Annotated in this window: 24 protein-coding genes and 1 tRNA gene; 7 read left to right on the top strand and 18 right to left on the bottom strand. The window is 49.6% G+C overall.

The features are described 5' to 3' along the window. Nucleotides 1-40: 40 nt before the first annotated feature. The 12 genes from ACZ50P_RS03565 to ACZ50P_RS03510 form a co-directional block, all read right to left on the bottom strand. Complete coding sequence (locus ACZ50P_RS03565) at nt 41-631, bottom strand: ExbD/TolR family protein (RefSeq protein ID WP_464120228.1); 591 nt, start codon at nt 629-631, stop codon at nt 41-43. Further along, the gene (locus ACZ50P_RS03560) at nt 631-1107 is read right to left on the bottom strand and encodes an ExbD/TolR family protein (RefSeq protein ID WP_374001366.1); all 477 of its coding nucleotides are present in this window, start codon (nt 1105-1107) and stop codon (nt 631-633) included. Before ACZ50P_RS03560 ends, ACZ50P_RS03565 begins: the two co-directional genes overlap by 1 nt. Before the next feature lie 12 nt (nt 1108-1119). Beyond that, nucleotides 1120-1785 (bottom strand): MotA/TolQ/ExbB proton channel family protein, encoded by a 666-nt coding sequence (locus ACZ50P_RS03555; protein ID WP_347357020.1) that lies wholly within the window; start codon nt 1783-1785, stop codon nt 1120-1122. A gap of 33 nt (nt 1786-1818) precedes the next feature. Beyond that, nucleotides 1819-3954 (bottom strand): AgmX/PglI C-terminal domain-containing protein, encoded by a 2136-nt coding sequence (locus ACZ50P_RS03550; RefSeq protein WP_464133494.1) that lies wholly within the window; start codon nt 3952-3954, stop codon nt 1819-1821. Next, nucleotides 3951-4259 carry a hypothetical protein gene (locus ACZ50P_RS03545; protein WP_464120226.1) on the bottom strand — a complete coding sequence of 103 codons (309 nt, stop codon included), beginning with the start codon at nt 4257-4259 and terminating at the stop codon, nt 3951-3953. The genes ACZ50P_RS03550 and ACZ50P_RS03545 overlap by 4 nt, the downstream gene beginning before the upstream one ends. 13 nt (nt 4260-4272) lie before the next feature. Beyond that, entirely contained in the window at nt 4273-5124 is an 852-nt protein-coding gene (locus tag ACZ50P_RS03540) for a tetratricopeptide repeat protein (RefSeq protein ID WP_464133491.1), read from the bottom strand. After that, nucleotides 5124-8330 (bottom strand): tetratricopeptide repeat protein, encoded by a 3207-nt coding sequence (locus ACZ50P_RS03535; protein ID WP_464133489.1) that lies wholly within the window; start codon nt 8328-8330, stop codon nt 5124-5126. The genes ACZ50P_RS03540 and ACZ50P_RS03535 overlap by 1 nt, the downstream gene beginning before the upstream one ends. Before the next feature lie 3 nt (nt 8331-8333). Beyond that, a complete protein-coding gene (locus ACZ50P_RS03530; protein WP_464133487.1) occupies nt 8334-9911 on the bottom strand; it encodes a tetratricopeptide repeat protein in 1578 nt (525 codons plus the stop codon). Beyond that, nucleotides 9908-10699, bottom strand: coding sequence for an outer membrane beta-barrel domain-containing protein (locus ACZ50P_RS03525; protein ID WP_464120222.1), 792 nt, complete (start codon nt 10697-10699; stop codon nt 9908-9910). Before ACZ50P_RS03525 ends, ACZ50P_RS03530 begins: the two co-directional genes overlap by 4 nt. Nucleotides 10700-10712: 13 nt before the next feature. Beyond that, complete coding sequence (locus ACZ50P_RS03520) at nt 10713-11438, bottom strand: outer membrane beta-barrel domain-containing protein (RefSeq protein WP_464133484.1); 726 nt, start codon at nt 11436-11438, stop codon at nt 10713-10715. 3 nt (nt 11439-11441) lie between these two features. Beyond that, entirely contained in the window at nt 11442-11945 is a 504-nt protein-coding gene (locus tag ACZ50P_RS03515; protein WP_464120220.1) for a KdsC family phosphatase, read from the bottom strand. Nucleotides 11946-12047: 102 nt separating this feature from the next. Then, the gene (locus ACZ50P_RS03510; protein WP_464133482.1) at nt 12048-12485 is read right to left on the bottom strand and encodes a hypothetical protein; all 438 of its coding nucleotides are present in this window, start codon (nt 12483-12485) and stop codon (nt 12048-12050) included. Nucleotides 12486-12555: 70 nt separating this feature from the next. Between ACZ50P_RS03510 and ACZ50P_RS03505 the strand changes: the two genes are divergently transcribed. The 3 genes from ACZ50P_RS03505 to ACZ50P_RS03495 are packed head-to-tail and all read left to right on the top strand — an operon-like array spanning nt 12556 to nt 14821. Next, entirely contained in the window at nt 12556-13347 is a 792-nt protein-coding gene (locus ACZ50P_RS03505) for a basic amino acid ABC transporter substrate-binding protein (protein WP_464133479.1), read from the top strand. Then, nucleotides 13347-14090: an amino acid ABC transporter permease gene (locus ACZ50P_RS03500; RefSeq protein WP_464133478.1), complete on the top strand. Its 744-nt coding sequence runs from the start codon at nt 13347-13349 to the stop codon at nt 14088-14090. The genes ACZ50P_RS03505 and ACZ50P_RS03500 overlap by 1 nt, the downstream gene beginning before the upstream one ends. Further along, nucleotides 14087-14821, top strand: coding sequence for an amino acid ABC transporter ATP-binding protein (locus ACZ50P_RS03495; RefSeq protein ID WP_464133475.1), 735 nt, complete (start codon nt 14087-14089; stop codon nt 14819-14821). Before ACZ50P_RS03500 ends, ACZ50P_RS03495 begins: the two co-directional genes overlap by 4 nt. Here the strand turns inward: ACZ50P_RS03495 and ACZ50P_RS03490 are convergent. From ACZ50P_RS03490 to ACZ50P_RS03475, 4 genes are read right to left on the bottom strand one after another with little or no spacing between them, the layout of a single operon-like run. Next, nucleotides 14815-15597, bottom strand: coding sequence for a VTC domain-containing protein (locus tag ACZ50P_RS03490; protein ID WP_464133473.1), 783 nt, complete (start codon nt 15595-15597; stop codon nt 14815-14817). The genes ACZ50P_RS03495 and ACZ50P_RS03490 overlap by 7 nt on opposite strands. Next, entirely contained in the window at nt 15594-16757 is a 1164-nt protein-coding gene (locus ACZ50P_RS03485) for a hypothetical protein (protein ID WP_464133471.1), read from the bottom strand. Before ACZ50P_RS03485 ends, ACZ50P_RS03490 begins: the two co-directional genes overlap by 4 nt. Further along, nucleotides 16757-18499 carry an HlyD family secretion protein gene (locus ACZ50P_RS03480; protein ID WP_464133469.1) on the bottom strand — a complete coding sequence of 581 codons (1743 nt, stop codon included), beginning with the start codon at nt 18497-18499 and terminating at the stop codon, nt 16757-16759. The genes ACZ50P_RS03485 and ACZ50P_RS03480 overlap by 1 nt, the downstream gene beginning before the upstream one ends. Nucleotides 18500-18506: 7 nt before the next feature. After that, nucleotides 18507-19190 (bottom strand): DUF4956 domain-containing protein, encoded by a 684-nt coding sequence (locus ACZ50P_RS03475; protein WP_464133467.1) that lies wholly within the window; start codon nt 19188-19190, stop codon nt 18507-18509. Nucleotides 19191-19456: 266 nt separating this feature from the next. Between ACZ50P_RS03475 and ACZ50P_RS03470 the strand changes: the two genes are divergently transcribed. The 4 genes from ACZ50P_RS03470 (at nt 19457) to ACZ50P_RS03455 (ending at nt 24650) form a co-directional block, all read left to right on the top strand. Further along, nucleotides 19457-19789, top strand: coding sequence for a hypothetical protein (locus tag ACZ50P_RS03470; protein WP_464133464.1), 333 nt, complete (start codon nt 19457-19459; stop codon nt 19787-19789). 154 nt (nt 19790-19943) lie between these two features. Then, nucleotides 19944-21266 carry a D-alanyl-D-alanine carboxypeptidase gene (locus ACZ50P_RS03465; protein ID WP_464133463.1) on the top strand — a complete coding sequence of 441 codons (1323 nt, stop codon included), beginning with the start codon at nt 19944-19946 and terminating at the stop codon, nt 21264-21266. Nucleotides 21267-21328: 62 nt separating this feature from the next. After that, on the top strand, nt 21329-23446 hold the full coding sequence (locus tag ACZ50P_RS03460) for a PQQ-dependent sugar dehydrogenase (RefSeq protein ID WP_464133460.1): 2118 nt from the start codon (nt 21329-21331) through the stop codon (nt 23444-23446). Nucleotides 23447-23603: 157 nt separating this feature from the next. Then, nucleotides 23604-24650 carry a hypothetical protein gene (locus ACZ50P_RS03455; RefSeq protein ID WP_464133458.1) on the top strand — a complete coding sequence of 349 codons (1047 nt, stop codon included), beginning with the start codon at nt 23604-23606 and terminating at the stop codon, nt 24648-24650. Between the two features lie 62 nt (nt 24651-24712). On the opposite strand, the gene ACZ50P_RS03450 is transcribed toward ACZ50P_RS03455, so the two are convergent. Beyond that, nucleotides 24713-25147 carry a hypothetical protein gene (locus ACZ50P_RS03450; protein ID WP_464133455.1) on the bottom strand — a complete coding sequence of 145 codons (435 nt, stop codon included), beginning with the start codon at nt 25145-25147 and terminating at the stop codon, nt 24713-24715. A gap of 183 nt (nt 25148-25330) precedes the next feature. Beyond that, nucleotides 25331-25406: transfer RNA gene (locus ACZ50P_RS03445), tRNA-Ala, on the bottom strand. Nucleotides 25407-25424 lie beyond the last annotated feature (18 nt).

Raw genomic sequence — 25424 nt, 5'->3', positions numbered from 1 at the left:
ATAAAGGCCCCATTATGAGGCCTTTCACAGTTTGTTTCATTTAGTTGGACGTGGGTTCCTGTGGAAGCTTCATAACCGCGAAGTTGATCTCGCTGGCTCCTGCTTCAGTGACGGTGTACATCACTTTTTTCACTGTGCCGAAATCGACCCCTTTATCGGCCTGCACGGTCACCTTGCTCCAGGCATTCGGATCTTCTTCAGTCTCGCCACGTGCTGTTTCCACAACATCGCGAATCTTGTTCTGAAGTTTGCTTTCCTGCTCTGCCTTGGATTTTTGCAAAGCATCCACCAACTGATCCTTCAGCTTGGCGATCATCCAATCCTCCTGGCCCTTGACTTCATCAAAGGTCGCAACAACCTCTTTGTCCAACAAAATTTCCTTGTTGGAGATCGTCACAACGTGGGAGGGCTTCAATTCCCGCACCGAAGCCGCTTTTGGCAGAACCACTTCCTTCGGGATGTAAAGAATTTCACCCGTCGCATTGTAGTTCTGCAAAAGGAAGATAACCAGAACCGTGAACATATCCACCATCGCCGTCAAAGACAGCAACGCGGTCACATCACGCTTCCCTTTTCTTTTGCTTAAAATATTGTGGTAGCGATGACGCTCCCCCGGTCTGAAGATGGCCATTACTGTGGCCCTCCCGTCGCAACAGAGATCGCTGAAAAGCCTGCGGCCAGACAGTTATCCATTGCTTTAATCAATTGTTCATAAGGAATGACATCTGCAACCGAAACAATCGCATCCACTTTTTCAGGGTACAGTTGTTTTACACGTTGCAGTTGCGCCACAAGACCTGCTTCGTCAAATTGTTCGTTCACCATGGGAAGACTGATCACTTGTTTCCCAACAGTTAAAACATAGCCAACTTCCTTCACATCCACTTTCAACACCACATCGGCATTCGGCGGAGGCGTCGGGCTTGGCTGCGTGTCCGATTTCTTCCCGTACAGGGAACTACCAATTTGAATCATAGACACTTGAGTCCAAACGGCGGTGATGAGCAGGAACGTGATAAGAACGCTCATCAAGTCGATGAAAGGCACGAGGTTGAGCTCGATATTCTTCTTTCTGCCGCTGGAATCGCCGCTATCTATGTGAGCCATTGAAAACCTCTACTAGTCTTTGATTTTTTCTCTATTAGCAACAACCAGATTCAAAAGGCTCATGCTTGTTTCAACAACTTCATTTTCAGTTTTCTGAATACGATGCTGGAACAAACCGTAAGCCACGATGGAAATGATCGCGACCAAAAGACCAAACGCCGTACAATTCAGGGCGTGGGAAATACCTTTGGAAAGCTCCAAAGCTTTGGTTGCAGGATCGGCTGCCGCCACCGCACGGAAGGAACCGATCATACCGATGATCGTACCCAAAAGACCCGCAAGTACCGCGACGTTACCAAACACAGCAAGGAAGGAAGTCCAGCCTTCAACTTTGGGCATTTCACGCATGACCGCTGCGTCCATGGCAACCTGAACCTCTTCATCCGGGCGCTTGTTCATCGCCTGCACCAAACCAGCTTTCACTGTGTTTGTCAGAGGAGCCGGACGAGCATCACAATAGCTGATCGCCTGGCGAAGATCACCGGCAACAACCATACGGAAGATCTGGTCAGTGAACTCCTTTTTGTCCACGGAAAGATTTTTTAGCTTCATCATTCTTTCGATGATCACAAATAGCGCCAAAATAGCGATTACTGCGATCACGTACATGACGAAACCACCCTCAGCGAAAGCACGCTGGATGAAATTCATGTTGTCTACTGTAACTGTTGGGTTCACGAGAACTCCTCCTTAAAAAACTTAATAAAAAAATTAATTAGCCTGGTTCAAAACAAACGGATACGCCTGCACTTCGGCCGTCATGCCCGTTGGGGGTTCCGGGAACACCCAGCTTGCCAGACGACGGCGGATACATTCCTCCACCTCAGCATTGCCCAAAGTGGAGCTCACCACTTTCACATTGCGCGCCTGACCGCGTTCGATGATTTCCCAGCCCAGAATCACTTTACCTTCCATCTTACGACCTTTTTCCAAAGTGTTCAGAGCGCGCTCATAGCAGCTCTTCACTTCATTCAACTTGGAACGGATCACACGACGGATGGCTTCCTTGTCTATGGTTGGATCGAAGGATTCTTCGTTACCACCACCTTCGATAGCCACTGTTGTTTTAGAGCCAAAGCCTTCCGCCGCCCCATAGGCCGCCTGACCTGACCCACGACCCTTGGTTCCGATACCGGCGATCCCTTGTGTCGCTGTTCCTTTACCGCCGGCTCCGGCGTCTTTGAACTTGGAACCCAGATCATCTCCCGCACGGTCTTCATTGAAGCCGGAAGTTCCTGTGGCTTTGTCCGCCATCCCCAGAACCTCACCCGCACCGGAATAGGCTTTGTCGATGTTGGCGCGACTGCCACCGCCACCAAAGGCACTGAACAGACCCACTTTGGACAAATCCTTGTTCGAGGACTGCGCGTTCGCCCCGGCTGTGTTGCCGGTTTTCACCGCGCCACCCTGACGAGTGGAAGTGAACTTCTTCGTTCTATCTTTAGCATTCGGCTTCGGAGCCACCTCACTGGCCCGCGCAGCCACTTCATTTTTGGCAGCCGCATTCTGAGCCTTGGCACCTTTTTTCTGCGCGTCCTTATTCTGATCTGCCACAACGACCTTCTTAGGAGGAGGCGGTGGTGTCGGTGTCGCCACCGGTTGTGGTGGTGGCGTCGGAGGCTGCGGTGGCGGAGGCGTCGGTGTTGGTGTCGGCGCCGGAGGTGGATTATTAAATACCACCTGTGCGATACGCTGCACTTCTTCCTGTTTGTTTTCCTGCCAGTCCTTCGGGGTGGTCGCTGAAATGTACAAGGCCAGCAAGCCCACCATGATGAGTGACATCAATACACCCATCGTTTCTGAACCCGACAGCATCAACGGAGGCAACATTGGAACTGTTGGCGCTTGAGGCACGAAGCGGATGTAAAGACAGATATTCCCGCCGGGCAAAGTGAGGCAAAGCATTTCGTTTTGATCAACGCGAACGCTGTATCCGCTTCCACCTTTTTGCGCTTTGCCGGTTTTAACCAGATCTTCCGCATACTGGGTGCCCGCAGAGCTGACCAATTCTGATTCCATCTCGTTGGTGGTATTCACGCGAAGGCCTGCGGACATATCCAACAAAGCATAGCCGCGCGGAACCAATCCTTCCGGCAACGCCACTTGCTGGTCACCACCGATGTTTACACGGATGGTTTTATTACCTTTGAAGTGGTAAGTCGTCAGGATGCGCTCTTTCCAGGCCACAAGGACTTCGACTGTGGAGCCCTTGCCAGGTTTTAAGTGCGTCTTCAAATTTCTAATTTCACTTGGAGGAGCAAAAGTTTTGCTCTTCTTGGCTTTTTTATAAGCACCACGCTCTTTGCGAATCTCAGGCTTGACTGGAATCGAGGTCAGAACCGGCTTTTCTTCAGCCTTCACAGTTTCTGCCGGAATCACAGGAGTTGCCACCGGAATCACCGGGGTGACTTTGATTTCTTCTGTTTTGACCACCGTTGCCGGAGGCATGGAGGGCTCGGGTTTGGTCGGTGGAGCTTTGACTTCCACCACCGGCGCCGGAACATCCTCATTTACAACCGGAGCTGCACCGGGCACCACTTTTGGCTTCGGCACACCAACAAAGAAAGCGATGCGGAAAGGTCCTACTTCGATCTCGTCACCAGAAGAGATGGATTCATCCAACACGGCCTGACCGTTCTTAAAGGTGCCCTGTGAAGAGCCCAAATCACAGACATACCATCCGTTGTCGCGAAGTTCGATCAGACAGTGAATCGGAGAAACGCCGTCGGCGTCCAGATCCAGATGCACTTCGGCGTTGTGTCCGACCACGATCTGATCCTGGTCAAACTGCTTCACGCCCACGAGCTGATTGTTTTTGAAAATTCTAAAAATTAACGGCGATCTCAATTAGCACCCCGAACTCGCTGTATATCCTCTGTTGTTCTTCTCATCTCGGGTAAAAAGTTCTCTCTCAACTTGATCAATCTCTTGTAGTTGAAATTCTTCTTTTGGAAGAGATAAAAAAGCTCTGGCTTTTGAGTCGAACCCTCAACCAATTCATCTTCGAAACTCAACGTCGCCTTTTTTTTGGCCGTTGTTGTCGTCGTGGTTGTTGTGCTGCGGGAAGTGGACTGGGCAAAGCTGACTTCAAAGACCAGAAGCGCCGCTAGCAAAATTGTAATGTGTTTTAGGTATCGCAACATAGTCTTCACCCGACCCTTCACTCTATTTTAAACCAGCTTTCGCCTTATTTTCCAAAGCAATTATTCGATTACGGCTCTCAGCAGGTCCACCTACAAACTTTAGTCTATTAATGACTTCCAACCCGTCCTGATACTTCTTCATGTGATCGACAAGAAGAATTGCGTAATTAAAAAGCACTTCTTTATTATTGGCGTTGTCTTTCAAAGAGGTTTTATAAAGCTCTTCCGCGCGATCCAGTTTCCCTTGAGCCGTCAAAGCGATCGCGTAGTTATTGAGAACTCTCGGATCCCGGACCCCTTTGCGATAAGCTGTTTCCAGAACAACATTGGCTTTGTTGTAGTCGCGTTCCTGGACGTAAATGGCACCCAGATTAGCAGCGGCAACAGCTTCATCGTTGTTGATTTCCAGTGCTTTACGGAAGGACTTGATCGCATCACGACGCTCGCCTTGCGCCAACTGAACAATACCCATATTCGAATAGAGCTCAGCCGTTTTAGGGCTGGCTGCAATGGCTTTACCCAAAAGGTAGCGGCACAGATCAAAACGACTGCGCTTGTAGTGATACATCGCCAGAGCATTCAGGGCGCGAGCATCATTTGGCGACTGGGTCAGGATCTGCGTCGAAGCCTGATAGATCTTCTCATCATTCTGAGCTTTGATCGCTTCATTCAAAGACGCATACTGGGAAGGAGCTGGCGGAGTCACCGGACGAACCGGCTCGACCTTTTCCAGATCCTTGAATTCGTCCATCTCCGCTCGCGGGCCTTCGGAGACGGTCGAAGTCTTGGTCTCTTGCTGAGGGGTTTCTTTTGTGGGGCTGGATGAACAAGCCGCCAAAGCCAACAGAGAAAAACAAGTGATGATCTGTTTCATTATTGACCTATCCAATTCACTAGACGAATGTCAGATCCCACTTCGCCACCGTTGTAGTAGTTCTTGGGATCCTGTCGGTTCATAAAATCGTACGCTGACTTGAATCCGGCGTTGTAAACTTCCAGCTCAAGGCCGCGATCCACCGTCGCTTTATAACTTTCGCGAGCCTTCGCATTGAAGGGTTCTGCAAACTTCTCGACTCCGGCCTGATACTGTTTGGTCTCTTCGGCATTCAAGCCCGGAGGCAGTGGCGCATTGAGGATCGATTGAGCCATATTCAGGTTGGCATCACCTAAAATCGAAAGCGCGCTGACGATTTCTTCGGCGCTGTCAAACTTGATCACTTCCGCCAGCTCCCCTGTCAAACGAGTCAGCAAAGCGACCTTCTTGTCGGCTGCCGCTTTCTGTTTGGCCGGATCTTTCGGGAATGTGATGGCTTTCATTTCCTTGTAAGTGTCTTCCGCGTCACTCAACTTCAACTTGGCAGCATAAGAGGCCCCGACACCTTTTTTGTTCGGTGCAAAACGCTTTTGAATCGCCAAAGTCTTCTGCTTCCATTCCTGAGCACGGGTGGTGGCACGCTGGCGCGAGGACAACTCCGACACCCAGTAAGCACTTTCAACCACTCTTTCCTGATCACGACCGCCGCCTTCCACATACTCGGTGTAACGGGCAATCGCAGCTCCGGTCTGACCCGCTTTGCGATGGATCTGAGCCATGCTGTACACTGCTTCAATATTGTCGCTGTGCTTTTTATTGATCTTTGTAAAGTCCGTATAGGCGCGGATGGCTTCATCTGTCTTACCCAGGGCCTCATAAAGAACTGCCGCATTGAACAGCAGATTTGGAGACAATGGGTCGGTCGGACTTTCTTGTGCGGCCTGTTTGTAAAGCTTCGCCGCTTCTTCAAACTGCGCTGAATCCTGATAAAGCTTTGCCAGCAAACGTCGGGATTTTGGTTTTAACTTATCCGCGGCAGGGTCTTTGGAGTTCAAGACACTCTGATACGACGCAATCGCCGGACCGTTCATTCCGGCCCGCTCGTAGTTGACGGCCGCATTAAAGGCCGCCGTCGTTGCCAGACTTGATTTTGGATTCTGTTTGGCAAAGGCTTCAAACACCTGCGCACTGTCTGCATACTTCTTTTCCAGCTCCAGATCCTGACCACGCTTGAAGGATGCTTTTTCCATCACGCCACGGATGTCCGCTCCGGCCTTGGAGGAAGCAATGCCCGGCACAGCCAAAAGCTCGGCCCCGGTTTTTTCCAGACCGACATAGTCCTTGCGCAGATTGTAGATATCCAAAAGCAGATTCGCAGAATATTCCGCCTGCTTGGTGTTTGGATACTGCTTCACAATCTCACGGAACTGCGTGGTTGCCGGATCAAAGTGATTGCTTTGATAGTAAAGACGACCGATACGGAACTTGATCTCGGGCGTTTTTTCAGAAGCCGGGAACTTTTCAACATACCACTGACCGGCTTTAATAAAGCGGTCCACTTTCGGCTCCAAAGGAACCGGGTCGGTGGAATCGCCCACACGTCTTTGCATTTCCTGATCCGACGGAATGGATCTTTCAACGGAAAGAATCAGGTTCTGGGCTGCTTTACCATAGAATTTGCTTTGTGGAGCATTATCCACAACCCATTTATACTGGGCTCCAGCCTCGTCGTACTTACCCATGTCATAAAGCAATTCACCGAAGTAAAAATGCATGTCCGGGGCGGTGGCTGAATCAGGGAACTCTCGCAGGTAAAGCTGATAGCCTTCGTAAGCTTGAGTCTGAGAGAAGGCCGCACGAGAGTTTTGTGCTGTCTGGTGCTGTTGCAGAACGTAGTTGCGCAACGTGGTTTCACGCAATTTGTAGGAGTTCTCAACCAGCTCTTTATTGTTTTTATTGGCCGCATACCACGCACTGGAGGAATCGTAGTCCTTCACCCAGCCATAGAGTTCGTTTTTAAAACGCTGCGTGTTCTTGGCATAGAAGTAGTTCTGAACAATTTGATACTGATACTCAAAAGCTTTCGGCGCTGCCGGATTCTGTGAAATCAGAAGCTTAAACACCTCGCGAGAGCCATCTTTGTTTCCGCGGTCAGAATATTGATAAGCCAGTCTTTCAAGATAAGGGCTGTAGTTATTCCCGACCAGATTCTTAAAGTAATTGGCCGCATTATTTGGATCGCCGCCTTCCGCATAGAAGACCACGATGTCACGCAAAGCTTCCCCTTCCAAGCGAGTGCGGTTGACCTTCATACGGCTGGCCAATTGGTCACCCGTCTCGGCTTTTCCGGCCTTGATGATGTACTCCAGATAATTCATTGCCTGCTGAACCTTGCCCAGACGGAACAAGCACCAGGATCCCTTATACAAGGCAAAGGTGTGCAGACGATGTTTCTTTTCCTTGATCAGGTGAGAATATTCTTTATAGGCATTCGCCCACTTTTCATTTTCAAAATAGTATTCCGCTAAAGCGAAATGAGCTTCACCTACGAACGGAGAATTCGGATAACCCTTGGTCAAACGCTCGTAGTATTCAGCACCTTTTTTAACATCGCCCAGTTCAAAGTAATTGTAGCCCAGGAAGAACAGGGCTTGGCTCATCTTCTCATCACGAGGGAAATCACGCTGGAACCACTCATATAGCTGAACCGCTTTTTTGTTGTACTCACGAGCTTCAGCCGTGTCCAAACGCGGTTTGCTTTTGGTTTTCCCCGCCTGGAAAGCACGAAGCTTCGCATCGTATTCGTCCTGTTTACGGGAATCTATCAAGCTGGCTTTTTCGACATAAAGTTCTGCCAAACGCAACCACAGCTCACCACGGTTGGGGCTGGTTTTGAACTTTTGGGTCAGCTTATACAACTCTCGAATCTGCTGATCCAAAACGCGTTCGTATTCGGCCTTGTTCCCGCCTCCGGTATCGTGTTCCATGATCTCCGAAGAGCGAGGAGGTTTCACAGACTCCAGATTGTAGTTCTGAACATCCTGTTTAAAGCCCATATTTGCCGATGGCAATGAGGTGTCCGTCTTGGACATCTGCATCTTGCCACCACGGCTGCTTTCACTGGCCTGGGACAACAGTTCACCGACTGTCTTTTTCTTCACGGTTTTAGTGGTTCTGACAGTCGTCGTCTGGGCCTGCGTTGCCGGGGTCGCCAGAAGAAGACTTAAAAATCCTGAGACAAGAAGTTGATGCCTGTTGAATTTCATATATTACTCGCAGCTCTGTTTTCCAAGGTAGTGATAATTTCCAACTTCATCCAACCAGTATTCACCTTGGAACGGATAGTACTCATAACCATTTTCGATATAGAACTTGCGGTTGACGTTTTCGTCGATCTGATCCCCGCTGATGTCCTTACCGGCAATTTTCTTTTTGATGCTTTCCTTGCGACCCGTGATCATCTCGTAGCGGATGAAACCGGCCTGCTCATAAAGATCACGCAGTTCCACGCGCATGTTCAGCAAGTGCGCTTTGGCCATATCGCCAATTGCGAACTTGGTGTTCTTGCTTCGATTCGCCAGAATCTTCAAAGAGTACTGACCCAGCGGAGACGCACGGAAGGAGGAGTTCGATTCCACACGATGTCTTTCCTGAGTCAGTTTTTCCAGATAGCTCATGGAGCGCTTCACATCCCCCTGATCCAGAACACTTCTAAGGACAATGTACGGCAAACGAAGATTCGCCGATTTATCCGTGGTCTTCATCAGGTGCGCTTTTTCCAATTCATTATAGAAGGCGCCAGCCTCGTTCGTGGACTTCAGGAAATCGCCGATCTTGGCACGAACTGGTCCGTAAGTTTTTTCAAACAAACTCAGGACCTTTTCCATCTCGTCATACTTACAGATGTACAGGTACACGATGGAACGCAGAAGTAAACTCTCCGGCATATAGAAGTCTTCGTAATATGCCGAGTGGAGAGTTTGGAAGTTACTAAGTGCCGAACGGAAACGTGCTCCGCGCAACATCGCCCAGCTTTGTTCAAAGACAGCGTCATGCCACATCAAGGTGTCTCGGGGAACCTGGGCATAAGCTTCGACGGCCTGATCCCAATCCTGCTTTTGATAAAGCGCACGCGCCAGACCCATCTGAGCCGCCACTTTATTCGTATCAGTCACTGGAGCCTTGCGACGGGCATCGAGCATCTTATTGAAAGTGCCGATAGCAAGAGAAGTTTGATTCGCTTCAAGTTCTGCCAGACCTTTGGAATACAAAGCCTGGAAGTAATAACTGCTGGTTGGGCTGACCTTGCTGAAGAGCTCTGCCGCTTTCGCAAAATCACGGTTTCTTAGACGGATTTCACCCAGGCGATAGTTGATCATGTCACGCAAGTTGGCCGGGAAGTCGTTCAAGTCCACGCGGGAAACGGCGTAGTTCAAAATCGTATCATCCCCCAGGGTGTCAGCCACCACGGACAGTTTTTCAATCGCCATTTTGGAATATTTGGGATGCTTCATGCGGATGACATCCACAAACTGGAAGGCCGCTGTCTGGTAAAGCTTCAGCTCCACAAGCATGGTCCCTAAGATGTACTTGATCTGAGGTCTTTCTGCTGCGAGTTCAGAGCGACGGCTCAAAGAGAACAAAGCATTTGCTGCGGATTCGTACTGTCCGCCTTGCGCCATTCGCAGCGCATTGCTCAGCTGATTTCTCAGTGTGGCCTCACGTGAATTGCCCGGCATTGCTGAACTGCGCGAAGGTTGCTTCTTCAGCGTCTTTCTTTGCTGGGCATCCCCGACAACCGGAGTCACGATACTTGCTGCAATCAGGAGTAATAATAATTTCTTCATCTGTAGCTAGCCTCCGGGAAGAACCAACTCATACCCACGGTAAGGAAGAGGTTGTTGAAAGAGTTTGTCGAACCGTCGATGCCTTTGGCGTTAAAGAAGTTCCAGCTGAAGTCCCAGCGGAAAGCATAAGCTTTGCTGAGGGCAAAGATCTGACCGGTTGCCAAATGGATAGTACCGGCACTTTCACCGGACTGGGTGTTCGTGGTGCCGTAACCTGCAGAAAAGTACAAATCAAACGGAATGATCTTTTCATTGAACCAGGTCATTTTCCCATACACTGGAATATACATCAGATCTGCACCCACGAAAGACTTCGGATAAACCAGATTCTCAGTGGATACACCGTTGATTTCGCGCAACTCATCCGTCGCCTGGCGGTTGGAGGTCGTCAGGCCGAAGTAATTCAGCTCCAATCCCCAGCTTTCATTCAGGAAGTAGCTGGCTTTGGCCACTCCACCAAATGTCAGGAAAAACGGATCATTTGTGACTGTTGTCAGACCGCCGAACAATTGAAAGCGCCCGGTCTTGGGCAGGAAGCGTTTCTGGATAACAGAAATTTCCTGAAAAGGAGCCAGTCCGCCCAGGCCCGAAAAGTCAGTCAGGGTATTGTCTTTTGGCGACGTCTCCTGATAAGAAGGGGCTGAGTCCGTAATCGCTGGACGAGGAGCTTCTTTTTCAAGCTCCATCTCAATGACATCCAACTCTTCGCCTTCTGATTGTGCATATGAAAGTCCGGGAGCCATCAGAGTCAGCAGCAGTAGCAAAGAAGAGAGTTTTCTATTTAACATCTGTCAGCTCCTCTTAGAACAGATAAGACAAACCCACATCCAGGTTTGTCGTGTAAGTAACGCGTTCTTGGAAATCACCATAGTCGGGAACAGGCTGGTTCGGCTTTAACTTCCCGTTCAGGAATGGAATCGGTGCCTGATGGGCATACAAGCGAAGATCAAAGCGGAAGGCCCACTGCTTGGTGAAATAGAACTTTTGCCCGATCCCGAAGGCTACAGCGGGATAGGTTTTATGCACATACTTCACCGCTCCCGCAGACAAAGATCCGTACAACTGGGTGTTAAACACGATGGACTTGGTCAGACTCATCTTTCCGTAGAAGGCTTTGAGGTTGTAGTCCCCCATAATTGTCATCTCCGGCGCCGGAGCCCGGTTGAAGTCCAACTGAAATTGTTGATTCAACTGATCGGCATAACTGGAAAGGCCCGAAAAGTTCTTTGCCACGATCAAACCCCAGGCATGATTTTCGCTGGAATTATAGTAAAGCCCCAGTCCCAGTTTGCTGACATTGGCGATGGGCTCTGTCATGGCGTAACCATAAAAACCGTCAATTTCAAATCGCCCTTGAGTCACCACATTGCGGTTCTTTACACTGACCGGCTTGTCGAACACAGGAAGGACGGACTCTTGCGCCAGCTCTTCTGTTGGCAGATTCACAACTTCCGCAGCAAAGGCGGCCTTATGAAGCATCAACGCAAGAACTATGATGAGCGCGGCTTTGAAACCATTTTTTAACATGTATTACCTACCCGATGAAAAGGCACCGTATTTATAAATGTAATCGCAAACTTCCCGAACCGCCCCGCAACCACCAGGTCTGCGAGTCACGTAATCAGCAACTTCCATAACTTCGTCCACCGCTTCGGGGACGGTTGCTCCAAAGGCCACTGCCTGAATCATCGGAATATCGAAAATGTCGTCACCGATGTAAGCCATTTCCGCTGTGGAAATGCCGGATTCCTGCTGCAGTTGTAAGAAAGAAGGCTCTTTGTCGAGAGCGCCTTCGTAAAAGTAATGAATTCCCAGGGATTTCACACGAGCGCGAATGTCTTCTGCTTTACTGCCGGTGATGACCGCAATCTTGTAACCCGCTTCTGTCAGGCGTTTGATGCCAACGCCGTCACGAATTGAAAAGAAGCGACGCCATTCTTTGCCGTCAAACCACAAACGCGTGTCAGTTAAAACGCCATCAACGTCGAGCACCAACATCTTGATATTTTTAAGTTTTGATATTTCTAATCCCACTGAATCATTGTGAAAAATAAAAGATCAAGGAGCAAGTGCCCCACCCTGATACAGGACTTAAGGTTTGATTCAGTTCACGACGAACGTCCAGCAGGCTGTAAACTAAGACCCAGGGCGTTTTGACAATAACTCCAGTTCATTTACTCGCTGCTGTAATTTGAAAAGCTGCTTTTCAAGCTCCTGGACCCGCTGCTTAAGAGCCTGGCTGTCCGCAGAGGGTTCAGCCGCTGGAACGGTCCCGTTCAAAAGTCCAGCCCCAAGTTCAGCCCTACGCAAATTCAACTCCTGAAGCTTTTCCAGATCCGCATCTTCCACAAAACCATCACCCACGGCCTGCTGACTTTTCAAAAGCTGATGTTGGTCGTGAATCTGGCGACTGAGCTGCGCCATTTTTTGCAGATTCTGCCAGGAGTTTTGCAGTTTCGAAAAATTCGGCGGGAACTCTCGGGTGATCACAGAGAACACGACAACAAACATGACCAAAGAAACAAACAGACTGCGTAAAAGAGAACTTAAAATCTTGGCCAATGCCGTTTTCATTCATGACTCCTGAAATGATATTTGACTCAAGATAGAAGCGATGGTCAAGTGAGCCTAAATGGAGATCGCTATGACCAGACTCGCGCTTCTTTTGACCAGCTTCTTGCTTGTTGCCTCTTTCGGATGCACCCAGAAAAAGGAGGAGTCGACTTCCTCCCCTGCGGAAAAATCCTCATCAAAAAAAGAACTCATCGTCGGAACAGATGCTGCCTATGCCCCGTTTGAAAGTGAAAATGCCGACAAAACCTTGAGCGGCTTTGATATCGAGATCATGCAGGCCGTGGCCGCAAAGGCGGGTCTGCAAATTCAGATTATAAACACCCCTTGGGAAGGTTTGTTTAATCAATTGAATTCCGGCGACCGGGATATTCTGATTTCAGCCATCACGATCAATGACGAGCGCAAGAAGTCCATGGATTTCTCGGATCCCTACTTCGAAGCCGTTCAGCTGATCGCAGTTCCGAACAAATCCACGGTCACCAAATTTGAAGACCTGAAGAAACTTAAAGTCGGGGTGCAAATCGGGACCACTGGCGACAGCGTTGTCACACAACTTCTGGGCCGTGACAGCTCCAGTATCAAACGTTTTGAAGGAACGCCTTTGGCCTTGCAAGAACTGATTAACGGCGGCGTGGATGCTGTGGTGGCCGATAACGGAGTCATCAACAATTTCTTTGCCAACAACCCGAAGAACTTCAAAGTTCTTTCGGACACCAGTTTTTCCAAAGAGGTGTATGGCATCGCAGTTAAAAAAGGGAACACAGAGTTGTTGCAAAAAATCAACTCTGGCCTAAGCCAGATCAAGGCTGACGGCACCTACGACAACATTTACAGAAAGTACTTTGGGGAAAAGAAAAACTGATGTTCGCGTGGTTTCGCACTGACATTATCATCGAATACTGGCCCTTGTTTTTACAGGGGCTGAAAACAACCCTGATCCTGACCGGTATTGGCATTTTCTTCGGCACCATTCTGGGACTTTTTCTGGGCCTGGGAAAAATCGCCACGGTCGAGCGGGGCCTCTGGAAGTGGCCGGTTCAGCTTCTCATCCGCCTTCCTTCTCAAGTCTACATCGGCTTTTTCCGTGGAACTCCCCTTTTCGTTCAAATTCTGCTGATCCATTTTGCCTTGGTGCCACTTCTGATCCATCCCGATGAAGGTCTGTTGATTCAAGGAGAATGGGCTCTGTACCTGAAGCGCGAATATGGCGCCTTGATTTCCGGTGCGATGGCTTTGAGCTTGAATTCAGCAGCTTATATCGCCGAAATCTTCCGAGCCGGTATTCAGTCCATCGACCGTGGACAATTTGAGGCCGCTCGTTCTTTGGGGTTAAGTTATTTCCATACGATGAAGTCCATCATCATTCCACAGGCATTCCGTCGCATGTTGCCACCGCTGGGGAACGAAGCCATAACACTTTTAAAAGATTCATCCCTGGTGTCGGCCATCGGCTTAGCTGAGCTGGCCTATGCGGCCCGCACTGCCGCCGGTGCCTATGCTCGGTACTGGGAACCATATTTGTTCATCTCTTTCCTTTATCTGGTTATCACGCTGGCCATGTCCTTTGTCGTTCATCGTCTTGAAAAAAGGTATCAATCCGCATGATTAAAATTCAGAATTTGCAGAAATATTTTGGCAGCAAGCAGGTTCTTAAAAGTGTCACGTGTGAAATCAAGGACAATGAGGTCGTCTGCGTGATCGGTCCTTCCGGATCTGGGAAAAGCACCTTTCTTCGCTGCATTAATGCTTTGGAAACGGCCCAGGGCGGAACTATTGAAGTCGACAGTTTCACCGTGACGTCTGCGGAAGCGGACCTGAATAAACTGCGTGCTCATGTAGGCATGGTTTTTCAGCGCTTTAATCTTTTTCCCCATAAAACGGCCCTGGAAAACATCATGCTAGCACCAATGAAAGTCAAAGGCCTGTCGTATCAGGAAGCCAAGGACAAGGGGCAGGACCTTTTAGCGCGTGTCGGCTTGGCGGACAAAGCCCATTCCTATCCTAGTGAGCTTTCCGGAGGCCAGCAGCAACGTGTGGCTATTGCACGCGCACTGGCGATGGAGCCTCAAGTAATGCTTTTCGATGAACCAACTTCAGCCTTGGATCCGGAAATGGTGGGTGAGGTGTTGGACGTTATTAAATCTCTGGCCCATAGCGGAAAAACCATGATTGTCGTGACCCACGAAATGGGTTTTGCCCGTCAAGTCAGCGATCGTATTATATTCATGGACCAAGGCCAGATCATAGAACAAGGCCCCCCGGACAAAATATTCAGTTCGGCGGAAAGCGAACGCACTCGCACGTTCCTAAGCAAAGTCTTGTTACATCATCAATAAAGAATTCCGGGCCTTAAAACTTCCGGGGGCTGCAGATGGGTCAGCATCGAGTTTCCAAACTTGGAAAAGGATCCTTGCTCCAACTGGAAGTAACGAATCAGGTCGACCATCCATAAGGGAATTTTCTTTTCACACTTTAGCTCCAGTATGACATTGCACCCGGGCTCCTCAAAGGACCCTGGGTGATCATAGTGGCTGAGGTCTTTCTCATCAGGTGTCACACACCATCGATCCATCTCTTGATAACGCAGGTCTCGGTCAAAGGTCACCCGGGCATAATCATCAATAAATGACAAATAGGCCTTGCGTCGATACTGGGTCAGAATGACCGGGCCCACGTTGTAGGTCTGCTTCATAAAAATAAAATTCTCAAGATTCATCCTGGAGCCTAACTCCATCCCCGCAGGTACTTGACCGCACTCTAAGATGTCCATCCAATCGGCAGTATCGACTTTGGCTCTTTTCTTGCGCACAAAATCCCGCAACTTATATTTGATCTCGAAAAAGTACGGGGGCTGAGGCGAACCGCCGTAGGAACGAACCCGCATATTAAAGCTAAAAGCATTGGCCGCTTCTTTAAAGCGCAGTAGATAGAAACTGGGAGTGTCCAGATAAAGACTGTTGATTGTGTAAAACTGGTCCGGCGAAACCCGAGAGTAATAGTCCATTTCGCAGTACCGTTCCACGAACTGAGAGATCGGCCCCACCAGACTGAGGGGTATTAGATACTTCAGCTCATAGCGTTCCAACGCCAAAGGAGAAATCGGCCCGCTCATAAGGACACCGTTTTTAAGGTTCGACTTAAAAAATTGCGGGTGGGCTCTTCCGTCAGCCGCTCGTTTTCCAGCAGATATTCCACATAAAGAACTAAAATTTCCTGCTGCTGGGAAAGTAACTCCAGCTGAACCTGTTCTGATGACATTCGATTTTCGATTTCGGTCAGTGTGTCCACACTCCGCGACTTCTGACTGAGCACCAAACCGGACTTCAACATCTTATAAAGACTTCCCAGGTTCTGAATTTGATTACGCAAACTCTGCAGTCGGTCCTGACTGCCCGAGGCTTCCTTTAACTTCAGCGCTCTTTTTAGAACCAGTTCGTTCTGCTTTTGTCGGGACAAATCATCCGCCCCCAGACCAGGAAGCTGAATACTTAACTCCACTTTATAGCCGATCTCTTCATCCTTACGGCTTTGCGAAACACCCACCCCTTTGATCCACTGGTTCTCTCGTGCGCGCAGAATTTCAAGTTCCTTTCCCAGATCTTTGTATTCTGCTCTTAAGAGCCGTGCCGTTAATGAGCTGTTATGCACCTTCTGAGAATTCACCGCCTCAAGCACATCCTCTACGGTAAGCAAGTCGAAGTCTGCCAGGCTGTCCTCTTTCCAGTCCGGAGCCCACTGCCTGATTTTCTGCACAACAGCCTGGTGCTCTTGAGCCAAAACATTTTCAAGACGTTTGAGCTTGTAAATATCAGCCTGTGCCGAAAGAAAAGACTTGCTGGTGCTGCGGCCTGCCCGCAAAGAAAGCCCCTGAGCTTTAAGATAGTTCTCGGAAAGTTTAAGAACTTTATCCAGTGCGATTCTTTTCTGACGGGCGATTTCAAATGAAATCAAATGCACATAACGTTCATGCAGAGCCCAGGCAAGAGACGCTTCTTTTACAATTTTTGTTTGTGAGTCCGCGCCAGCCCCGAGCTTCCACTCTGGCCAAGAGCGGAACTGAAACTTCAAGCCCACCTCGTACTCACGATTTTGATCTTCACTTTCCACAGAGGCGAAGGCCTCGACATTTCTTAGGGGGTTGCTGGAATCCGTGGAACGCATTTTTTCCTGGGACAAAACAGTTTCATCCTGCCAGGCCGTTTTCAGAACCTGCTCAGCAGTCAAGGCCAACGAAGGCGTGGAATAAAACGAAAGACAAAGCACCCACAGCATTAGGGTGTCCTTTTTTCTGATGTTGGCAGAACCACAAATCGTCCACCCGATTTAGTTTCAAAAACCGCAAAAAGTTTTTTACTTTCCGGATGCATGGCCAACGCCTCCAGATGAGAGTATGAATAATCACGAACCAGCTCGGCCTTGGGTTTTTCGGGCTTCACTTTCCAGACGGCACTGCATGAAACACCCCGGCAACTGGATGCCACATAAAAGTCCTCGCCCAGTTTCACCACATCAGTGACAACAGATTCCGCTTTCTCATGGGGCAGCGTCATCTCAAACTCAGCCTCGACATGAACCCGCTCCGGTGCCAGTGGACGATCCTCAAAAAGATCCTGGAAATCATCGATTCTTAAAATCAATCCTTTATTCAGAGCCAGAGCCGGCCCCTTGAGCGCCAGATACAGACTTTCACCTTCTATTGCATGACCTTCCACTTCGAAACCCGTTCTGGGATTCTGCTGATCCAAAATTGCCAGCCGATTCAGAGTCTGATCTTTGGATCGCGCCAGGGCCTGCAAAATCTTTTCGCGCAGCTCAACTGTCTGCTCCAGATGATAGCGCAAACCATGGCGGCGGACTTTGGCAAACAGATGTCGATCCCGTTTCAATTTGCCCTTTTTAGTTCGGGACATTGATCCCATCAGATAAAGACGGTCGCCCCGCAGGGACACGGACTCGATGTCCTGCATTTGCTCCAGACCAGCTATCGAAATCTGATGCGATTGCACCTGACCCTTTTCATTCATCAGGAAAAGAACAGGTCGGTCTTTGGGGTAGTCATCTGAAACCAAAACAAACTGGCGCAGCTCGGGAATGAAAACCATGCCCGACATTTCCGGACGGAACCGGGTCAGAACGTCTTCAGGCAATTCCAGATCTTGTGGCAGATCATTGGCCGAGTCAGTGACGACTTCATCCGCCTGAGCAAAATTAACAAATGAAAGCCCCCAGCGCTTATGCACAGAAACTTTTTCCCCGAGCAAAAATCCATTCGTTGGCGGAATTTTAATCACCACCTCGCGTCCCCAGGCCGGCAAGGTCTGAATTCGCAAAAGACGCTCTGGAATAGGCACGATCCGTGAACCAACACTTATGACCTGACCGCGAACAGATTTGCCAGCACTGGAAACAACCTCCACGCTTTGGCCCACGGACAACGAGGAGTTCAGGTTTTCATTCACATAACCGTTCACATAGGTGGGATTCAAAGGCAACAAAGTGATCAGTGGCGCAAAGGATGGAGCCTTTTCACCGCTTTTAAAATTAACCGCTCCAACCGCGCCATCCACTTCGGCAAAGACAAAAAGATTTTTCAATCGGCTTTCGATCAGATCCATCTCGCGCTTGGTGTCTTCCAGATCCACACGCAAAGGATCCGCTTCGCTGGGCACCGCGGAACCCAGATCCTGGGCGATGCCCGCAATCTCACGGCGCAAACGCATTTCAGCATTGAGTTTATCATAGCGACTTTTTAAGACTCTCAGCTGAGCATGCCACTCGGACTGTTCCAACTCTGCCAGCAGATCGCCTTTTTTAACAATTTGGCTGGGCATCACATAGATGTGCTTAATTTCAACGGGACTGTCGAAATTGATCTGATATTCACGTGATTCTGCCACCCCCAGAATATTCACGGGATCTGAGCTCAAGAAAAAGCCCAATACCAGCACCAAAACCACAGCGCCAATCCAGCTGCCTAATAAAAAACGGTTTTCGGTCCCGAAGACCTCGCTCATCTTCAAGCTACACCTCGATCACCGATTCCTGGTTCATGAAATTCAGACCCCGAACCGAGGGGACTTTGCCCAATTGTTCCACCAACTCCGCCGATGTTGCGCGCGGATTCAGGCGCACCTGATAGGAAAAGTCCAAACGATCTCCCTGCGCCACCTCCCGGATAGTAGCCAAGGCAAAATGGCGGCAGGATTGTCCCAAAATGCTTTCCACCTCACGCTGATCATCGCCAGAACGGGAAAGATTCAAACGCAACAGACCATCAAACTGCGGGCCCGAGGCAAAAGGAGACCTTTGCAGCACCAGCAGTGCCGAGATAAAACAAACGGCCCCGATAATCGCAATGCCATAAGCATGCACCCCCGAGGCCAGACCCACCGCCAAGGAGGCAAAAATAAAGAACATGTCCCGCGGATCTTTGACATTGGTGCGAAAGCGCAACAGGGACAGAGCCCCGATCATCCCAATACCGCGAGCGACATTGTCACCGATGGCCTGCATCGCGATAGCAATGACAATCGGAAGTAGAATCAAACCGTGCAGAAAATTAAGTGAATAGGAAAGACCGCGAAATGTGCGTACGTACGCCACCGCTAAAGCCGTGCCCAAAATAAAGCTGAGTAAGAACGCATAGACGACGGAAATCCAAGTCGGGTTTGCAAATGATGAATTAAGGACCGCAAAATCCAACATACCCTTGCCTCCTCATAAAGTCAGGAAGGGCCCATCTTTCAAACAATCCCCTGTTATCTCAACCAAAATAAAACATAATGACAGAGACTTAATAGCATCTCTGCCCCTGCTGGATCTGGCAATTCACATACTGCTATCTGACAGATTGCACACAAGAAATCCTCTGGTGTTTATTCTGCCACTAAGACCTCCTGCTGTTGGCCGATTCTTCTGGCTCAGCTTAGGCTTTACTCAAAGGACCTATGCACTTCAAATCAGGAGGATCTATGAAAACTCTGTTTGCAATCGCCTTATTTTCGTTCTTGTTCAGCCTTTCCTCAGCACAGGCCACTGAGGATGTCAGTGCGGGCCTGAACTATTTGAATCAAGTTTTGGAAGTTTCACAGGATATCAGCGGCGGAACGGATAAGCTCAGCTCCAGCCCCGAGACACAAACTTACACGTGCCGGGCCTGGACTCGTTGCTATAATGGCTACACGATTTCCTGCTGGGCACGGGGCTACGGCTGTTATGCTGAATACATCCCTGGCTATCGTGTGTACTGCGAAGCCTGGGACCGTTGGGGCAACACCCGTTACGCTGTCGATTACTGCTACTGATAATGAATGCCCTCAGATAAAGGGACCTTTTTTGGGTCCCTTTATTGTCACCTGTCAGGCAATTAGACACCCCTTCCCCCCACAGATGGCAGCAGATTGAAAAAACTCCAGGCACAGATTATGAAACAGCGGCAAACGTCTGGAAGGAGTGCCCATGGTACGTCTGTTCACAAAAAATGTTTTAACGATTTTGGCTGGAACCCTGATGGTGTCGTCCGTGGCATCGGCCAAAGTCTATGTCAACTCCGTCTGCCACATGAAAACCTCCGCTAGCACCAAAGAAATCAAAGGTGATGGTGATATCACTAAAAAATTCCCTTTGGCCTCGATCTCCAAAATCGTGACTTCTCTGTGGGCGGTTGAAAAACTGGGCGTGGACTATCGTTATAAAACGATTCTGCATCTGACTCCGACGGCAAACGGCCGTATGGACATCCATATCGAAGGCAGCCGTGACCCGATGTTCGGGCGCAACATGAGCTACTTCCTGATCTCTGAATTAAACCGCATGAAGATCACCAATATCGAGAAGCTGACTTTCGATGAAAACTTCCTGATGCACTGGCTGGCCGAAGAATCCCCTTTGATCGGCGGTGTCACACCAAGGTATGAAACCATCGAACAACAAGCGGCCGTGGTTCGCAAGCACCTGCTTGAATATTTTGCCACTGCCATCAACAAGTCGATGTATTCCAGCCTGCGCACCAAAGCCACGAAGAATAATGTTTTCATGCTTGAAAAGCCAAGCATCACGGTCCGCTCTGTGGAGTTTGTTCCGAAATCCCAATACAAAAAAGAGCAATTGACGGCTTCGGTTGTTCTGAAGTCAGCGCCGTTGCGCATGCTTTTAAAGCGCATGAACAATCAATCCAACAACTATATTGCTGACAATCTTTATTGGAATCTAGGAGGCACGTCGGCCTTTAATTCTTTTGCCCAGTCCACGCTGAATGCAACCAGCAGTCAAATCGTGTTCCATAATGGCTCCGGCAATAACGAAGGAACGACCGCCAAGCCGATCTACAACGAGGCCAGCTGCGAAACGATGATCAAAGCCATCTATGCCCTGAATAAGGCTCTGACGGCAAAAGGTTACAAACTCAGCGACGTGATGGCTGTGGCTAATAAGGACTCTGATTCCACTGTCGACAACTTTGGTGGCGTCGCCAGCGGTGCGATGGTCGCTAAAACAGGAACGGTGAACAAGGCTAAAACTTTGGCCGGCAGCATTTCCACCAAAGACGGTGAGTTCTTCTTTGCCATTCTTCTGCATGCGGATATGGACCAGAATAGTTCGGATCGCGGTGTGGCCACTCAGATGATCAAAAACAAAGTGGCTCAGATGATCAACAATCGTTCCGGCCCGCGTGCGATCAATTATACTGAGTTCATTCCTTTGGCTTTCGATACAGGTTCCTACCTGACGGAATATCAGACGATCACGCCTGCACCTTCAGTCAGTCTCAACAAACAATAATAAAATTGTTTTTCAAAACCCTGGAAAGGTCTTCTATAATAAAGACTCTTTCCGGGGAAAATATGCCTATTATACTGTTGTCGGTCCTGACCTTGGTCCTGGTTCAATGTTCCTATTTTCAAAATAAAAACAATCCCGTTCAACGCGGAACTGCCGCATCCCGCATGGTGCTGGATAAAAGCGGTTATCTTTACGATCCTACTGACACCTCCTGCGACGGCTTTCCGCGCGTACAGGTGGAAACGATGCCGGGCACCTGCCTTGGAATGGTCCTCCCCCGGGATCGCGCCATGGACAATGCCACACAAAAAAGCTTTATCAAGCCCCGCACCATTTTGCAGATCGGAAATACACGCAACTTCCTGGTGGTGGACATGGGGGGCTGGAGTCCCCAGAATGGCCGCCTGTTCCTGCTGACCCCTTCCGCGGCAGGCCCTTATGAAATCAAAACACTGAAAGTGGGCCTGGAAACACCGCATGGCCTGGCACTGGGACCAGACGGATTCTTCTATATCGGTGAGCGCACACGCATTTCCAAGTTTCACCTGCACAACAATCAACTGACAGATTGGACCCTGGTGATTGGCGACATCGCCCGCAAAGAGGGCTACATGCATCCACTGTCCCAGTTCGTTTTTGATCCGCGCAATGGGGATCTTTATATCAATTCCGGATCTCCGAGCGATCACTGCGTGGTTCAAGGCACTGGGGCTTATAAGACGTGCCCGGAAGAACAAGCTCAAGGCAACGGAGCCATCTATCGTATTCCAGCAGAGCATCTTAAGAATCTTCCCCCGAAAGGTTTGCGCTTCTTTGAAGTGGCTGCGGCGGGACTTCGCAACTCTATGGCGATGGCCATTTCCGATGCGGGCTTCCTGATTCAGGGGGAAAACAGCCGTGACTTCCAGGAACTGGAAGAACCCTATGAAGAAATCAATGTCGTCGATCTGGATAACGGTCGCGGTTATCACTATGGATGGCCTTACTGCTATAACTTCCACGCGACGTCCCCAGAGTGGCTGTTCCCGGAAAATAAAAATCTTCCTTTGCACAAACAATTTAAAAAGCCCGTGGACTGCGAACAGAGGCAGCCCCGCGAAGTCGGTGACTATCAAGCCCCTTGGCTGCTGATGCCACCACACGTGGCGCCTCTGCACATGGCCTATTATAAGGGTAAGATGTTCGCAGATCTTTTCGGCGGACAACTGCTGGTGACCTGGCACGGTTACCAACCCGCCGGGCATCGTCTGGTGGCCTATCCGGTGGATGACAAAGGCCGACCCCGTGCTGATGAAAAAAGCTCCGTCTACAACGTGAATCAAAAAGGGGCCTGTTCTGCTCGTAAGGCCTTTGCGCCTCACGGGGGTATGGATCGCCATGGATCTTACCGCGAAATCATTTCCAAGTGGGACGAGGTCAAGGGCCTTCGCCCGAAGGGAGCTCCCGTAGCCTTTACGGAAGCTGTGGATGGTTCTTTGTGGATTGTCGAGGACCGCGAAAATCGCACGATCCTGCGTCTGGCCCGCACTCACAACGCAAATTATCAGGAGCCCTGCGAAGGGAGACGCTCTAGCGTGGACCCGCAGGTGCAACTGCTGGCCTGGAGATCAGCCATCCGTGAAAATGCAAAACTGGAAGAAGGCTACCGCCAAATTCAAACGGGCCTGATTCAAAAGCACTGTCTGGGCTGTCACGGTAATATGCAGGCTCAGGACATCGCAAGCGACCGCTTCAGCAATCTGGATTTCCTTATTAAGAACGAATGGATTTTGCCGCGTGAAGTGGAACGCAGCAAAGTCTATGGAGCTGTGGCCCGTATCGAGGGTTACACTCCCATGCCTCCGGCAGACAAAGAGCAGATCTATGGCACCGCCGAAGGTGAACGTGTGAATAAGATCATTGCCGCCTGGATATCAGCTCTGCCGACAGATGTGGATCAGCGCTATTCGCAGGTGAAGATCGTGGATACACGCAATATCCGCGCCGCCCCCAGCACCAGCGCCAAAGTCTGTGGGCAGGCTGTGAACGGGGATCTGGTTTATATTGATCCTCGCCCATCTTCCGTGGTCACAAACAACGGGCACAAATGGAGTCGGGTCTATCTTGTGCCTTCGCACAGTCGTCTGTTTAAGGGTACCTGCCAGCCCCCGGAAGATGGCGTGTACTACATAGCCCGCTAGTGAGGTTTTCCGCCGCTCTGTCAAAAAGAAGGACAGTTCTTGTATTACAGAGTGATCAGGAAAACCCGTATAAAACTCTGTATTAGAATCCAAGCTCTAGCTTCGATGGCATCCTTTATGCTTTACCTCCGGAGATATCTATCGGTCTGGAGGATCTATGATTCGGGATTCACGTTTGAAAGCCCTGTTGGTGCTTGCCTGTGTTGGCGGCCTGACCAGCGCCTGCGAAGTTAAAAAGAACCTGGATGACATGCACAAAGCCACGGTGGAGATGAGTGAAACCACCAAACGCATGGAAGAAAAAACCGGCGAGCTGGATAAGAAATCCGGCTCTTTGGACGATAAAACCGCTGAGCTCTACGATGCCTTAAGACAGGGTAACGCCGCTCTTTTGCGCAAAGAGTTCCTGCAACAAATGAATGAATCCAAAGAAATGGCCAAGAAGCTCAGTCTGGGCGTGAAGTACTTCTGGGCCTATGAGTTCCAGTTGTGGTCCATGCAAGGCTTGGATAACGATCACCGCCGTGAGGAGTTGGCTTCCTCCGCCGCCCGTGAATTCATCCGTGAGATCCATGAATATGCTCCGACGGAAGAGTTCATTTCTCCAACTTCAGACAACAATACCGATATGAATTTCCTGGCGCTGGTGACCACTTTGCACGAGGTCAACGACAAGCAGAAAACCCGCGTGGACCCTAAAGGTATTGAGCATATGTCGATGCTGTCATTGATTGAACGCGCTCTGAAGCAAAAGACGGATCTGGATGCGGGTCGTATTTCCATCAATGATCTGAAACCAGCTTCTTACGACCTACTGGCTTTTGAAAACAAGCTGATCCAGATTCTTCAGGCACGTCAGAACTTCATCCTGACCATGCTGGTGGCCAAAGCCAGCAACATCGATAAAGACCTGAAGACGAAAATCAAACTGGGTCTTTTAGGTATGAAGTGGTCGTTGGATCTGGGTCGTTATAACGATGTTGAAATCAACGAAATGACCCGCTATCTAAAGGCGGTCCTGGACACAAGAGCCATTCTGAAGAATGCCGGCCACGCGATTGTCGTGGATGAAACCATTCAAAAAGTCATGATGAATGGTCAACTCACTAAAACCAAGCCCCAGAGCAAAGCCCGTTTGGCAGCAGAGTCCCAGATCGCGGACTACATCCGACAAGTCCGCAGCGAAGCTATCACAACAAAGTAGTTAAGTTCCTGTGCCAAACAAGACAACAAGACAATAAAAAAGGAGGCTTGGCGCCTCCTTTTTTATTTAACAAACCGACACAGCAAAATGCTCAAGTTGTAAGAGTAACTAGGAGCAATTTCTCGATACCCTTGGTTTCCATTCTTTTGCACAAAGTTCCGCTCGACGATCCCGGTTCCAGCCACATTGCTGCCATCGCGAGAGAGAATTTTAATCTTGCTTGGATACCCCGCATAGGGACCACTGGTTTCCACACTGACCAATTTCAGCATAAAGTCATCATCAGAAATCCGGTCATAAAGCCCCGGTTCCCGCTGACAGTAATAGTTTTCAATACCTTGCACAGGAAACACATTGGTCTGCGCCAACCCCTGAGCCCCACACAGAACACCGAATATCAGGACAAACAAAGATTTTTTCATATCTGCATGAGATGCCAGAACCATTCCATATCCAGATGAAATCAATTCGCCCTGCCCTGTCAGATACTTTGCCATCTGCCAAAATTAGTTTCCAACTCCCAAAGGGAGCGAACCTTGTGCCCGCGGTAAAAAGCGCCAGTGGGAGGCGCCCCGCGAAGGCAGGGCGGCGACCGACGTTGCCGGGCTCGCATCCCGACACAAGTAAAACCCACCTCGAAGCCAAAATACATACAATTAAAAAACAGAAAAAAGAGAAATTGGTGGAGCCGATCGGGATCGAACCGACGACCTCAACACTGCCAGCGTTGCGCTCTCCCAGCTGAGCTACGGCCCCACATAGTGACAAGATCCA

This window comes from Bdellovibrio sp. CKG001 (assembly GCF_055397465.1).
The sequence above is the reverse complement of the archived record's forward strand: the minus strand, read 5'-3'. Positions and strand labels throughout refer to the sequence as shown.

What these genes read in the sequence shown, in the direction of transcription:
- ACZ50P_RS03525 (WP_464120222.1), bottom strand. Translation starts at nt 10,699, where the DNA reads ATGTTAAATAGAAAACTCTCTTCTTTGCTACTGCTGCTGACTCTGATG.
- ACZ50P_RS03455 (WP_464133458.1), top strand. Translation starts at nt 23,604, where the DNA reads ATGATTCGGGATTCACGTTTGAAAGCCCTGTTGGTGCTTGCCTGTGTT.
- ACZ50P_RS03495 (WP_464133475.1), top strand. Translation starts at nt 14,087, where the DNA reads ATGATTAAAATTCAGAATTTGCAGAAATATTTTGGCAGCAAGCAGGTT.
- ACZ50P_RS03530 (WP_464133487.1), bottom strand. Translation starts at nt 9,911, where the DNA reads ATGAAGAAATTATTATTACTCCTGATTGCAGCAAGTATCGTGACTCCG.
- ACZ50P_RS03480 (WP_464133469.1), bottom strand. Translation starts at nt 18,499, where the DNA reads ATGAGCGAGGTCTTCGGGACCGAAAACCGTTTTTTATTAGGCAGCTGG.
- ACZ50P_RS03510 (WP_464133482.1), bottom strand. Translation starts at nt 12,485, where the DNA reads ATGAAAACGGCATTGGCCAAGATTTTAAGTTCTCTTTTACGCAGTCTG.
- ACZ50P_RS03470 (WP_464133464.1), top strand. Translation starts at nt 19,457, where the DNA reads ATGAAAACTCTGTTTGCAATCGCCTTATTTTCGTTCTTGTTCAGCCTT.
- ACZ50P_RS03465 (WP_464133463.1), top strand. Translation starts at nt 19,944, where the DNA reads ATGGTACGTCTGTTCACAAAAAATGTTTTAACGATTTTGGCTGGAACC.
- ACZ50P_RS03450 (WP_464133455.1), bottom strand. Translation starts at nt 25,147, where the DNA reads ATGGCAAAGTATCTGACAGGGCAGGGCGAATTGATTTCATCTGGATAT.
- ACZ50P_RS03505 (WP_464133479.1), top strand. Translation starts at nt 12,556, where the DNA reads ATGACCAGACTCGCGCTTCTTTTGACCAGCTTCTTGCTTGTTGCCTCT.
- ACZ50P_RS03500 (WP_464133478.1), top strand. Translation starts at nt 13,347, where the DNA reads ATGTTCGCGTGGTTTCGCACTGACATTATCATCGAATACTGGCCCTTG.
- ACZ50P_RS03560 (WP_374001366.1), bottom strand. Translation starts at nt 1,107, where the DNA reads ATGGCTCACATAGATAGCGGCGATTCCAGCGGCAGAAAGAAGAATATC.
- ACZ50P_RS03490 (WP_464133473.1), bottom strand. Translation starts at nt 15,597, where the DNA reads ATGAGCGGGCCGATTTCTCCTTTGGCGTTGGAACGCTATGAGCTGAAG.
- ACZ50P_RS03485 (WP_464133471.1), bottom strand. Translation starts at nt 16,757, where the DNA reads ATGCTGTGGGTGCTTTGTCTTTCGTTTTATTCCACGCCTTCGTTGGCC.
- ACZ50P_RS03475 (WP_464133467.1), bottom strand. Translation starts at nt 19,190, where the DNA reads ATGTTGGATTTTGCGGTCCTTAATTCATCATTTGCAAACCCGACTTGG.
- ACZ50P_RS03460 (WP_464133460.1), top strand. Translation starts at nt 21,329, where the DNA reads ATGCCTATTATACTGTTGTCGGTCCTGACCTTGGTCCTGGTTCAATGT.
- ACZ50P_RS03520 (WP_464133484.1), bottom strand. Translation starts at nt 11,438, where the DNA reads ATGTTAAAAAATGGTTTCAAAGCCGCGCTCATCATAGTTCTTGCGTTG.
- ACZ50P_RS03540 (WP_464133491.1), bottom strand. Translation starts at nt 5,124, where the DNA reads ATGAAACAGATCATCACTTGTTTTTCTCTGTTGGCTTTGGCGGCTTGT.
- ACZ50P_RS03535 (WP_464133489.1), bottom strand. Translation starts at nt 8,330, where the DNA reads ATGAAATTCAACAGGCATCAACTTCTTGTCTCAGGATTTTTAAGTCTT.
- ACZ50P_RS03565 (WP_464120228.1), bottom strand. Translation starts at nt 631, where the DNA reads ATGGCCATCTTCAGACCGGGGGAGCGTCATCGCTACCACAATATTTTA.